Origin of the sequence: Actinoallomurus sp. NPDC052308 (assembly GCF_040679195.1) — a bacterium.
In the GTDB taxonomy this organism is placed as follows: Bacteria; Actinomycetota; Actinomycetes; order Streptosporangiales; family Streptosporangiaceae; genus Actinoallomurus; species Actinoallomurus liliacearum.
Map to the genome: position 1 here is coordinate 1 of NZ_JBFAUM010000062.1, position 11,274 is coordinate 11,274.

Annotated in this window: 14 protein-coding genes; 8 read left to right on the forward strand and 6 right to left on the reverse strand. The window is 69.9% G+C overall.

Annotated elements, in window-relative coordinates:
* Nucleotides 1–152: 152 nt before the first annotated feature.
* Nucleotides 153–614: a hypothetical protein gene (locus tag AB0L00_RS45465; RefSeq protein WP_364444472.1), complete on the reverse strand. Its 462-nt coding sequence runs from the start codon at nucleotides 612–614 to the stop codon at nucleotides 153–155.
* Nucleotides 615–821: 207 nt separating this feature from the next.
* Here AB0L00_RS45465 and AB0L00_RS45470 point away from each other — a divergent pair, with 207 nt between their 5' ends.
* Together AB0L00_RS45470 and AB0L00_RS45475 are read left to right on the forward strand one after the other, a co-directional pair.
* Nucleotides 822–1,253 carry an ASCH domain-containing protein gene (locus AB0L00_RS45470; protein WP_364444474.1) on the forward strand — a complete coding sequence of 144 codons (432 nt, stop codon included), beginning with the start codon at nucleotides 822–824 and terminating at the stop codon, nucleotides 1,251–1,253.
* 85 nt (nucleotides 1,254–1,338) lie between these two features.
* The gene (locus tag AB0L00_RS45475; RefSeq protein WP_364444476.1) at nucleotides 1,339–1,923 is read left to right on the forward strand and encodes a GNAT family N-acetyltransferase; all 585 of its coding nucleotides are present in this window, start codon (nucleotides 1,339–1,341) and stop codon (nucleotides 1,921–1,923) included.
* A gap of 39 nt (nucleotides 1,924–1,962) precedes the next feature.
* Here the strand turns inward: AB0L00_RS45475 and AB0L00_RS45480 are convergent, their stop codons facing one another.
* From AB0L00_RS45480 to AB0L00_RS45490, 3 genes are all read right to left on the reverse strand, one after another.
* On the reverse strand, nucleotides 1,963–2,763 hold the full coding sequence (locus AB0L00_RS45480) for an alpha/beta hydrolase (RefSeq protein ID WP_364444478.1): 801 nt from the start codon (nucleotides 2,761–2,763) through the stop codon (nucleotides 1,963–1,965).
* A 262-nt stretch (nucleotides 2,764–3,025) separates the two neighbouring features.
* Nucleotides 3,026–3,259, reverse strand: a complete 234-nt coding sequence (locus AB0L00_RS45485) for a hypothetical protein (protein ID WP_364444481.1) — start codon at nucleotides 3,257–3,259, stop codon at nucleotides 3,026–3,028.
* 25 nt (nucleotides 3,260–3,284) lie between these two features.
* Nucleotides 3,285–3,581 (reverse strand): EthD domain-containing protein, encoded by a 297-nt coding sequence (locus AB0L00_RS45490; RefSeq protein WP_364444482.1) that lies wholly within the window; start codon nucleotides 3,579–3,581, stop codon nucleotides 3,285–3,287.
* Nucleotides 3,582–3,750: 169 nt separating this feature from the next.
* On the opposite strand from AB0L00_RS45490, the gene AB0L00_RS45495 reads away from it, so the two are divergent.
* The 5 genes from AB0L00_RS45495 (at nucleotide 3,751) to AB0L00_RS45515 (ending at nucleotide 7,928) form a co-directional block, all read left to right on the forward strand.
* Nucleotides 3,751–4,134 carry a MerR family transcriptional regulator gene (locus AB0L00_RS45495; RefSeq protein WP_364444484.1) on the forward strand — a complete coding sequence of 128 codons (384 nt, stop codon included), beginning with the start codon at nucleotides 3,751–3,753 and terminating at the stop codon, nucleotides 4,132–4,134.
* 36 nt (nucleotides 4,135–4,170) lie between these two features.
* Nucleotides 4,171–4,629 carry an NUDIX domain-containing protein gene (locus tag AB0L00_RS45500; protein ID WP_364444486.1) on the forward strand — a complete coding sequence of 153 codons (459 nt, stop codon included), beginning with the start codon at nucleotides 4,171–4,173 and terminating at the stop codon, nucleotides 4,627–4,629.
* Between the two features lie 237 nt (nucleotides 4,630–4,866).
* Entirely contained in the window at nucleotides 4,867–6,510 is a 1,644-nt protein-coding gene (locus AB0L00_RS45505) for a protein kinase (RefSeq protein ID WP_364444488.1), read from the forward strand.
* A gap of 136 nt (nucleotides 6,511–6,646) precedes the next feature.
* Entirely contained in the window at nucleotides 6,647–7,135 is a 489-nt protein-coding gene (locus tag AB0L00_RS45510) for a hypothetical protein (RefSeq protein WP_364444490.1), read from the forward strand.
* Between the two features lie 88 nt (nucleotides 7,136–7,223).
* Nucleotides 7,224–7,928, forward strand: a complete 705-nt coding sequence (locus tag AB0L00_RS45515; RefSeq protein ID WP_364444492.1) for a hypothetical protein — start codon at nucleotides 7,224–7,226, stop codon at nucleotides 7,926–7,928.
* 34 nt (nucleotides 7,929–7,962) lie between these two features.
* On the opposite strand, the gene AB0L00_RS45520 is transcribed toward AB0L00_RS45515, so the two are convergent.
* Complete coding sequence (locus AB0L00_RS45520; protein ID WP_364444494.1) at nucleotides 7,963–8,958, reverse strand: MFS transporter; 996 nt, start codon at nucleotides 8,956–8,958, stop codon at nucleotides 7,963–7,965.
* Nucleotides 8,959–9,095: 137 nt separating this feature from the next.
* On the opposite strand from AB0L00_RS45520, the gene AB0L00_RS45525 reads away from it, so the two are divergent.
* Entirely contained in the window at nucleotides 9,096–9,953 is an 858-nt protein-coding gene (locus AB0L00_RS45525) for a hypothetical protein (protein WP_364444496.1), read from the forward strand.
* Nucleotides 9,954–9,978: 25 nt separating this feature from the next.
* On the opposite strand, the gene AB0L00_RS45530 is transcribed toward AB0L00_RS45525, so the two are convergent.
* Nucleotides 9,979–10,656 (reverse strand): LppP/LprE family lipoprotein, encoded by a 678-nt coding sequence (locus AB0L00_RS45530; RefSeq protein WP_364444499.1) that lies wholly within the window; start codon nucleotides 10,654–10,656, stop codon nucleotides 9,979–9,981.
* Nucleotides 10,657–11,274: the final 618 nt, after the last annotated feature.

Here is an 11,274-nt window from a genome sequence, read left to right on the forward strand (position 1 = left end):
AACCGCCTCGTCACCGCTAGGGTGGCCACGAGGCCTCCGGTTACAGGTTCTGCTTGGTCGCTGAACCACCTACCGGAGGCCTCGCTACTTATCGATCACGACACGCCGTCATCCCGGACACAAGCCGCACTTCGAGACAGCCCCTAGCGGGGTCATAGCACTTCTACCGCGTTGGTTCGGCTTCGCGACGCCAATGTCGAGGAAGTGATCTCGGCGGCGAGCCAGTCTGCGGCGGCGGTTTCACGTTCCTGGATCGTGAAGATGCCTTCGGCGGCGCGGACCTCATACGGCAGCCAGTCGATCGCCAGCCGCCGGGCCACCCAGTCCACCGCCGACCGGACCAGCGGAATCTGAGGATCGTCGGTGTGGCCGTTGGGTGCGAAGTACAGGTCCAGGCCCTGGCGGATGAGGTCTGCCAGCGGGACGCCGTGCTGAAGCCCGACCGAGAGCGCGACGGCGTAGATGTCCATAAGCCCGGCCTGGGTCTGGCCTTGCTTGCCCCACTGGATGAACACCTCACCGAGCGTGCCGTCCTGGCGGCTGCTGGCGGTCAGGGAAAATCGCTCCCCGCCGATGGTTACGGCGGTGGTCAGGCCGGCCCGGCTCTGGGGCATGTGCCGTTGGTGCCGAGGGTTCGGGGGGAGCGTCATATCCGCCTCCATGGCCGGTTCCACAATCTGTGGGAGGTTCGCTGAGTCTGGCAACTGCATGTGCTGCGCGGGGAGCCTAGTGAGCTGGACGGTTACGACGCGGGATGGCTCGCCGACGTCTACCTGACGGACCCGGCGCCGGGGTCTTGATCCGGGTCGTACGCTCGCACGATGGAACACGACGATCTTCCGACGCTCGAGCTCGCGCTGCCCGGACCGCTGCGGGACAGTGGGGTGGCGGCGATCCTGGACGGGCAGAAGACGGCGCTCACCGGGCTTCTTGAGATCTACAAGCACGCTGGGGAGGCGGTGCCGGAGGTCGGGCAGCGGTTCGCCGTGCTGGACTCCGACGGGCGGACGGCGGTCGTGATCGAGCTCGTCGAGGTGCGTGTCGTTCCCATCAAGGAGATCGACGACGACTACGCGCTGGCGGAAGGGCGTGGGTACGCCGACGCCACGGAGTGGCGGGCGGCGCATGAGGAGTTCTTCCAGAGCGACGGAGTGAGCGAGTACCTGGGGCACACTCCCGTCATCGACGATGACACGCTCGTCGTCGCCGAGCGCTTCCGCGTGGTCGAGGCCGGCGATCCCGGCCGGTCCTGACCGAGGAGGCGAGCCGGAAGCCGCTCGTCGCGAACCGCCGTGAGGCCGGGCGTCTCGGCTGGACGCTCGGCCATCATGGTGGCCCATGAGCCGATTGCGCACGCTGTCCGCCACGGAAGTCACCTCGGACCGACTCGTGCTGCGCAAGGCGCGCGACACCGACCGCGAAGGGCTCATCGAGATCTTCACCGATCCCGAGGTCCGGGCGTACCTCGGTGGTCCGATGGCCCGCAGCGAGATGGAGAAGTTCCTCGACGCGTTCGGCACCGCGAACACGACCTCCGAGCCCGGCAGCTTCATCGTCGCGGACAACCCGACGCACCGGCTCCTCGGAATCCTGGGGCTCGACCGTCGGTCCGCTGATCGGCCCGGGCACCTCACCGAGGACGGCGAGGAACTGGAACTGTCCTATGTTCTGCGGCGCGGCGCGTGGGGCGCCGGGCTCGCCTTCGAGGCCGCGACGGTGGCGTTGCGCGCCGCCGCCGACGAACTCCCCGACCAGCCGGTCCTGGTCGTGACCCAGACGGCCAACGAGCGCGCGCTCAAACTCGCCGCCCGCCTCGGCTTTCACCCTGTCGACACCTTCGAGCAGTTCGGCGCGGAGCAGACCCTCAGCACCGCCCCACTGCACACGTTCAAGTACGAAGGACCGGACGAACTTCGCGCCTGAGAGGGGATCGGCAGGGTGCTGCCGATCCCCACGGTGCGGTCAGCCGAGGGTGTCCAGGAAGTCCTTGACGGCGGCGGCGAAGCCGTCCGGGTCGGTGGTGTGGGCGAAGTGGTCGCCGTCGAGTTCGGCGAGGCGGGTGTTGGCGCGGCGGGCGACGATCTCCCGGCCTTCCCCGGGGGTGATGACCTGGCTGTTGCGGGCCAGCACGAACAGGGCGGGGCACTCGGTGGAGGTCCAGTCGGCCCAGTGGTCGCCGTGCGTTCCCTGCTCCGAGGTGATGGTGTCCTGCGGGTGGAACGGCAGGCGCCAGCCGCCGTCGGCGGTGGGGCGCAGCTTGTCGCCGAGCATCGGGGCGAGCGGGCCGATGGCGGCCAGGAGCGTCTGCCGGTCGGGGGCGGTGTAGGGCATCGACAGGACGAACGACAGTGCGCTGGGGCCGTCGTCGAGATCGCAGACCGGGCCCTCGACGCTGACGATGGCCGAAACACGCTCGGGGTGCCGGGCGGCGATCTGGTAGGCGGTGATGGCACCGCCGGAGTGGCCGAGCGTCACGGCCTGCTCGATCCCGAGGTGGTCCAGGAGGGCGATCGCGTCGGCGACGTAGTCGTCGCGGGTGTAGGAGGCGGCCCGGTCGGAGTCGCCGTGCCCGCGCTGGTCGGGTGCGATGACCCGCCACTGCGGCGCCAGTGCCTCGGCCAGCTGTGCCCAGGTCTGGCCCTCGTAGAGGTGGCCGTGCAGGGCCAGCAGCGGCCGGCCCGGTCCACCGAAGTCCAGGTAGGACAGTCGGCGGCCGTCGATGTGGAGCTCGCCGCGGATTGCGGTGACGCCGGTGCCGTTCATGATCGATCCTCCGTCAGGTGTCTGTCTCGATGAACAGCACTCTGTCCGCACCCGCTGACCATGGACGCACCAGCCGCTGACCGCCCGCCTTCCTCTTTGGTCAGGCCGGAACATCGAGTTGCTGGGCGCGGGCGTGGGGGAGCCGGTAGGAGTCAGCGCCGGTCTCGATGGCGACCCGGGGCGGGCCCGGTCGAGGACGTCGGCCGGGCCTGCCACGCGCGCCACGGGTCAGCTGTCGACGCGCGGCTTTGTGGTGCCTGGTTCAGCAGCCGCGGAGCCAGGCCGCGTTCGACCACCAGTGGAAGCGCTGCCCGGCGACGTACCAGTGGTTACCGCGGGCGCACTTGGCGGAGACGGACCTGCCGGTGAATTTGCTCCAGTAGGTGCCGCTGTATCCGGCGATGCGGTACTTGCCGCTGCTGTAGTGGTACAGGCGGATCGTTGACCATCCGGCCCAGTGGCAGCTGTCCCGGGCGTGATGGCCTTTCACGGCCACCCGCCCGTGCAGTCCATTGCCGGTGTCAGACGACGATCGTCTCCTCCGTGACCATCACGCCGATCGAGTCCTGGTCGATGAACTTCGCCTCGTCAGGGTTGACCCGCACCCGGTAGTTCTCGGAGGCGAAGAACGCGTCGTGATCCGCCCAGCTGTCGAACCAGATCTCGGTAAGCCCGTCGTACGCGGGGGCCGGGTAGTTCTCAGCCGGCACCGGGTGCGAGACCGTGTACTTCTTGACGTACTGCTTCGCTTCGGGGATCGAGGTGAACAGCGGTGCGTGACGGTCGCGGTGGTACTCGACGAACTCGTCGAGGGTCATGCCTTCGATCCGATTAATCAGGTACGCGAACTTGATCACAGTGTCGCCCAATCGTTGATGCGCCGTGCGGCCGCTCGATGCGGACGTCCTCACCGGCGCGAACTACGGTAAACAGTGACACCGGTGTGAGGGGCAAGCCGGAATCGTCAGCACGAGGAGAGGGGCGTCGATGAGGATCGGTGAGCTGTCGGAGCGGACCGGGGTCAGCCGACGCTCATTGCGCTACTACGAGGACCAAGGGCTCGTCGTGAGCACCCGGTCCCCGAGTGATCAGCGCCATTACGATGAAGATCAGGTCCAGCGGGTCAGGCTCATCCAGTCGTTCTTCGCGGCCGGCTTGTCCAGCCGCACGATCGTCGAGATGCTCCCGTGCATGACGACCAGGCCGACGATGCGGGCCGCACAGGACTCGATGGCGGTGATGTGCCGTGAACGGGAGCGTCTCTCGACTGTGCTCGACACGGTTCTCACCGCGCGCGCAGCGCTCGATCGGCTGATCGACGAGAACACCACTTATCAAGCCCAACTAGCCACCGAATCATCTGCACGCTAGCGGGGTCCGCGCCTTTATGGAGGAGCTGACGCCTGGGTGACCCGACCCAGAATCCGCGTCGCCGCCTACGTGATCAGACATCGGCGGGTTCCCGAACTCCTGGTCTTCGACCACGTCGGTATGCCCCAAGCCGGCACCCAGGTTCCTGCCGGCGGCATCCATCCCGACGAGGAACTACCGCAAGCCGTCCTGCGCGAGGTCGCCGAAGAGACCGGACTGCGCACCGTCTCCGTGATCCAGCAGATCACCGTGGAGGACAAACCCCATCCCGACACCCGCCGGCCGCGCAGGACCACCTACTTCCATCTTCAGGCGCCTCCGACCACGGCCGACGCCTGGAACCACACCGTACGGGGCGACGGAGACGACCTGGGACTGACGTTCGCCTGCCGATTCCTGCCGCTACCACTGGAACAACCGCTGGCCGATGACCAGGACCTATGGCTGGGCCATATCGACCCACACTGGACGACCCTGACCCGCACCCGCGCATGACCACTACCGCGCCGGCACCGAAGTTCGAAGGGGGGTTCGTCTCGGTGCCACAACCTCTTGGTGCGGTCGGCTTCGCTTCGAGGCGAGCTCCAGAGATCATTTCGTTATCGGAGGCGTCCGAACGGCCCTCACCGAGTCAGCGTCAGACTCACCGGCGGGAAACGATCTTGGGCGCTTGAGGTGCTCACCGGGTTTCTCGATCGAGCAGGATGTGTCGGCGGTGTGGAGGATCGCGCGGTGACCAGTCGAGTTCTGTTGTCCGGCGACCCACGGCGCCTCGGTCCCTACGAGCTGATGGGGCGTCTGGGGGCGGGCGGTCAGGGTGTCGTCTATCTGGCGAGACGGGCCGACGACTCCGGGGAGTCCCCGCAGCGCCTCGCGGTGAAGGTGCTCCGGCAGGACCTGGCGATCGACGACGCGGCACGCGCCCGTTTCGTACGGGAGGTCGCGGCGGCGAAGGAGGTCGCTCGCTTCTGCACGGCGCAGGTGGTGGACGCCGACGTGACCGGCGACCGTCCGTACATCGTCAGTGAGTACGTCGACGGTCCGTCCCTGCAGCGGCTGATCTCGGAGAAGGGGCCGCGGGACGGCGCCGACCTGGAGCGACTGGCGATCGCGACCGCGACGGCGCTCGTCGCCATCCACGACGCCGGGATCGTGCACCGCGATTTCAAACCGCACAACGTCCTGATCGGCCCGGACGGGGCACGGGTGATCGATTTCGGCATCGCGCGCGCGTTGAACACCGGCGCCACGATGCCCGGCCGGATCGTCGGCACCCCGCCGTACATGGCGCCTGAGCAGCTGGGCGGCGGCCTCATCACGACCGCCACCGACATCTTCGCCTGGGCATCGACCATCACCTACGCGGCCTGCGGGCACCCGCCGTTCGGCAACGACACCCTCGAGGCCGTCGCCTCCCGCATTCTGACCCATGAGCCCTTCCTCGGCGGTCTGGAGAGGCCGCTGCGTGATCTCGTCGTCGACTGCCTGGCCAAAGACCCCGACTATCGCCCATCGGCCCAGCAGGTGCTGCTGCGTCTTCTCCGGCGCAGCGAGGCGGTCGCCAGACCGGCCGGCGACGAGCCGGTCACCACGGTCATGCTGGCCGCGGGCACCGCGCTCGCCGACCCCACGAGGGCCGCTCCGCTACCGAGCGCCCTGACCAGGGCGCTCGGTGCCGGCGCTTCCCACCGGAGCGCGGCGGACGTACCGTCCGGGAACACCACGGCACCGGTGCCCGGTGACCTCGGCCCTGACACCGCACCCCCGTCCCGGCAGGCGCCGCCCGGGGAGGTGCCCGCGTCCGGCGAGACGCACAGCACGGCGAGGCCGGGCCGTCGGAGGCGGCGCGTGGTCATCCTGTGTTCCGTGGCGGTCGCCATCGTGGCCGTCGCGGCGACGACGGCGGTTCGCGGCATCGTCCATCGAGGACCTGAGGCCACCCAGGCCAAGGCGGTCAGGGACTTGCTGGGCTCGCAGCTGGCGGCGGGGAACCCGCTGGCCGGGAGGCTCACGACGACCTGTGATGACGTCGCCGGTTCGGTCCCGGCGTTCGAGCGGCTCGTGAGGGACCGTGGGCGGGAGTCGGCTCAGGCGGGGACCCTGCGGGTCGACCGGTTGCCGCATGGCGCAGAGCTGCGGCAGGCCATCGTCGACGCGTACCGGTTCTCGCTCGACGCCGACCAGGCCCACCTCGCGTACGCCCAGCAGGTCTCGGCGCTGAGCTGCGGCCCGCAGAACGCGCCGGATTCCAATGACCGGCAGCGGGCAACCGCCGCCGACAACCAGGCCGGCCCCGCCAAACGGCGGGTCGTCGCGCTGTGGACCCCGATCGCGCGGAAGGAACACCTGCCGATCTACAGGTGGAACGAGCTCTGACGCTCAACCATGGGTGGCTTCCCTTGACCGGGACCCTCGCCCCGACGCTTGGACCCACGCCCGGGGGTGCGTTCGAGGACGTTGGCGGTCTCACCTGGGCGGCTAGGATCACCCGCAGCCGATCGTGGAGTCCCCCATGCCGTTGCTCGTGCGCCTGCGGCCGAACGGGCCGTACCTGCTGTTCACGCTGGCCGCCGTCGTGGCGGTGGTGTTCGGGGTGACCCGCGCCGGCCTGCTGGGAGTGGCGATCGCCGCAGGCGGTGCCGTGTTGCTGGTGGTCTTCGGCGGTCCGATCATCGTCAGCACCGTGTGCCGGGTGCCGGTGGTGGCAGTCGACGAGAGCGGGATCCGTCTCCCGCTGATGGGCGTGCGGTTGAGCTGGGACGAGGTGGCCTCGGTTCGGCGCAGTGCCGCCCTGCGCGGCAAGACGTCCACCCCGGTCTTGCTGATCGTTCCCACCAGACCGGAGATCGTCGTCGACCGGGTTCGGCCATGGCTGATCCGCGAGTCACGCGGCAAGCTGGCTCGGTACGGTACCCCGATCGTCCTGTCCGACCAGTCCCTCGACCACTCGCTCGACGACATCGCCGCCGCCGTACGCCGCTGGCTGCCGGCGACGGCCTGAGCGTGACCGGGCCGGTCGCATCGGCGTGAAACCGAGCGGGCGGCCCGCTCGTCGGATCAGCGTTCGTGGTCTCGACGGAAGGCGTGTGATGGACGCGGCGGGTGCGGCGAAGCTGGTGGCTCGGATGTTCGGGGAGGGGCACGGCCTGGCCTGCCGGCTGAACGGCGGCGTCGTCGAGCTTCCGGAGTCCGGGCTGCGGATCGCGGTGGACACCCCGGACCTGCAGCCCAACGGGGTGGTCGTACGGGTGCCGATCGGCGTGAACCATCCGACCTGGGGCGAGGTGTTCGCCTGGGACCAGGCCGTCGGCATCGGCGGGAACGACCGGGACCCGGTGGTCGCCGCCGCGTACGACTGGCTGCACAACGTCTTCCCGGTCTTCGCCGCGTACGCCATGCCCGGTCACGAGCTCGCCGCGAACGTCCACACCGAGACGCGCTTCGACGGGCGGCGAGCGGCCCGGATCCACTACGGGCCGATCGCGATCCGCGACTTCGGCGGCCTGAGCGAGGCGACGCGGCGGGCGGCGGTCGACCGGCCGCCGTCCGCGGTCGTCGCCGAGCGGCTGTTCACCGGGTACGCGCTGCCGGACCGGCCGCTGTGGTGGTACACCTTCGCGGCGCGCATGCCGAACGGTCCGGTCGAGGAGGTGACCCTCGTCAACGGCGACGCCGGGGACTCTCTCAAGGGGATCTCCGATCACCTGCCGTGGGAGGGCCACGGGTCGGTCAAGTCGTGGGCGCTGATCGCGCCGGACAACGACGCCGTGATCGAGCAGGTGCCGATCGGCTGACGCCGATCGGCCCGTTCGAAGGTACGTCCGGGCGCTATCGGCGCTGGGCGGCCCGGTGGGCGAGTTCTGAGACGGCCAGCCCGGCGGCGACGAACGCGGCGGCGAGCCAGGCCACGGACGCGGCGTCGGCGAACCGGAGCCACAGGCCGCCGATGGCGCCCGCCAGGGAGACCGCGAGATAGATCGCTGAGGCGTTCAACGACACGACGAGCGCGGCGGCGGACGGCGCCACCGCGATGAGCTGGTGCTGCTGCGGCACCATCACGCCCCAGGCGGTGAAGCCGTAGACGATGACGACCGCGATGGCGCCGGCCAGGGTGGTTCCGATGAGCGGGAGCAGGGCCAGGTCGGCGGCCAGGGTCACCGCGACGCCGGTGATCACACGGCGTGCGCCGAAACGGTCGGCCCAGGCGCCGGTGATGAGGTTGCCGGCCGTTCCGGCGCAGCCGGAGGCGAACAGCAGCAGCGCCAGGGTGCGGCCGCTGTCGCCGGTCGCGGTGTGGAAGACCACGCTGATGTAGTTCTGCAGCAGGTAGATGCCGAGGAACATCGTCACGGTGGTCAGCAGCAGGAGGGTCACGCGGCGGTCGGCGAGCGGGGCCAGGCGCTGCCGCAGGCTCACGGCGGGCGGCGCGGGAACGGCGGGGAGGAGCACGGCGACGCAGACCGCCGCGACGGCCGCGAGCGCGGCGGCGAACCACATCGTGCCGCGCCACGACATGACCGTCCCCAGCAGTGTCCCGATCGGCACGCCGAGCGCGGTGGAGGCGACCAGCCCGACCGTCACGTACGACAGGGCGCGGGCCCGGTGCGCCGGAGCCACGAGCGCCGCGGCGGTGGCGCCCGCGGTGGGGGTGAACATCGCCGCGCCCGCGGCCGCGAGCACGCGGGTGGCCAGCGCCCATCCGTAGTCCGGCACCAGTGCGGTGGCCGCGTTCCCGACGGTCAGCAGCGCGAGGGCGAGGAGCAGGACGCCACCATGGTCCTGGTCGAGGAAGTCGCCGACGGCGGCTGGGGGATCGGCGGCCACGTGCTGACGCTGGCGCAACTCCAGCAGACGCCGGAAGGCTGAGCGCGGGACCGCACGGCCCGTCCGCGCGGAACCCCCCCGCGCGTCCCGGCCGGGCGGTACGGTCCCAGGTGATCTCAGCCTCGGGAGGGTGCCGGATGTGCGTGTCGACGGCGGCGTCGCGGTTCTCCGGCACGATCCTGTACGGCGGTCAGGCCCGGCATCCCGAGCACGGCAGGGTTCACGTGCTGGGCTATCAGAACACCGCGGTCAACCTGGCGAGCGGACCGAACGCGATGCTCCTGCACGTGCCCGCCACCGGCATGACCCCGGCGAACTTCGTCGACACCGGCCACTGCCCGCGCATCCTGCGGGACATGGTCGACGCCCTCGCTCCGCCGGCCCTCGTTCGGGTGACGATCCCGGAGGGCTGCGTGGCGGCGGCCGGCGGACCACCGCCCGTCCAGGTCTTCGACCACGACATCTACACCGTGGTGCTGGCCACCGACCCCATCCTGATCCCGCAGGCGCTGGAAGAGGTGCCCGACCACCGCCGGATCCGGCCCAACCCGCCGCTGTTCGACTTCTACGCCGCCCGCTACCCCGGGCACGCGATCATCGTTTGCTGCTTCGACAACACCGAGGCGAGATCGGCCGATCCCCTGCTCATGTGGTACCGGCCGCACAGCCTGCGCCACTTCGTCCTCCCGGCGCTGGACTGCCACACCGGAGGCGTCCCCGACCTGAGCGCACACGTCCCCACCGACCACTGGGTCGTCCTCGGACGCGAGAACCCACCGGCCTCCTGGGGCGTCCCGGTCACCTACACCGCCGACGACAGCCGTAAGGGACACGGGCGCTTCCCCGACCGGCACGGGGGCGCCGCGCCGTACCTCCCGGCCCGGGTGATCGGCGCGCGCTTCGGCAGCGCCATGCCGAACGGGGACTTCACCATCCCGTACACCGACGTCATGCGGGGTGACCTCGGCGCTCTCCGCCGCACCGCGGCCGCGTGACCGCTCGTCGCCGAGGGCCCGGCGGTTACGGCAGGAGCTTCACGCGGATCGCGGCGCCGTGCTCGGGGCGCGTGCCCGAGGGGACCAGGCGGCCGTCGTCCTGCCAGGTGTACGTGACGGCGGCGGGCGGCAGGGAGGCGCAGCACTCGGGGTCCTGCGGCGCGTAGTGCAGGTAGGTGATCCGGAAGTGGCCGGGACCGCCGGTGAGGTCCCGTACGGCGTCGGTCTCGGTGACGGCGTCCCAGCCGAGGAACCGCGTGCCGTGCCAGAAGAAGACGAGCTGGCCCTTGCCGTCCGCCGTCGGGTACCGCCGGCCGACCACCGCGGTGAGGGTGCCGCCGTGCCGGTCCGACGTGGTCACCGGCGTACGGTCGCGGACGAAGTGCGTGGACGGGTCCGCCGCCTCGACGGTACGGGTCAGGACGCGCTCGACGGCGGCACGGTCCGGGACACCGACGGCGGGAGCGGCGGTGTCGGCCGTCGGTGTGGGCGAGAGAGTGCCGGCCGTCGGGGACGGCGAAGAGGACGCGGGACTCGACGCGGCGGCCGGCGTGGTCGGAGCCGAGGACGTCGACGGCTGGGCGGCGGGCCTGTCCGGTCGGCAGCCGGCCGCGGTGACGGCGGCCAGGAGGACGACCGCCGCCGCCCGGGACCGTACGAGGGAGGCGTTCTTGTCGATCACGGCAACGTCCTTCTCAGACATCCGATCGTCCTGCTGCGGCAATCGAGATCGTAATTCGTGCGGATGGCATCGGCAGGAGCCGCCGCTGATCGTTCGGAATGGCGGATCTTGAAGTCGTTCCCGTGCCCGGGATCTCGCCCCTGTAGGAAGCAAGTGTGACCTGCGGGTTCTTGCGGCCCGGTGGCGTGATTTGACCTTGCTACCGCAGCCACGTAGAGTCCTCGTTGCCTGCGGAGGAGACCGCCGAAAGGCAGTCGGCCCCCAGGAAGACACCCCACGAAAGCTCGTGACAGAGGCATCTCTGGCACGGGGTAGAGTAGGGCGTCGACCCGGTCGAGTACGTGACGCCGAAAGGCGGCGCGGTCGCCGGGAGCCTCCCAGCAGATGATTACCGAAGTCCTCGATTTCGGTGGTTAAATGTTGAGCGGCACCGAGAAGTTATCCCGAGTCGGTCAATTCGACAAAGGAAAACAAATCGGTAAGATTGAGGAAACAGCCCCGAACGGGAAACTGGAAACAGAATCCCGGCGGTGTGTGTCCGTTACTTGAGAACTCAACAGTGTGCTAAAAGCCAGTGCCTTTATGGTCCTCGCTGATCGTGGTCGGCTCTTCGGGGTCAATCATGGTTGGTTTGGATTC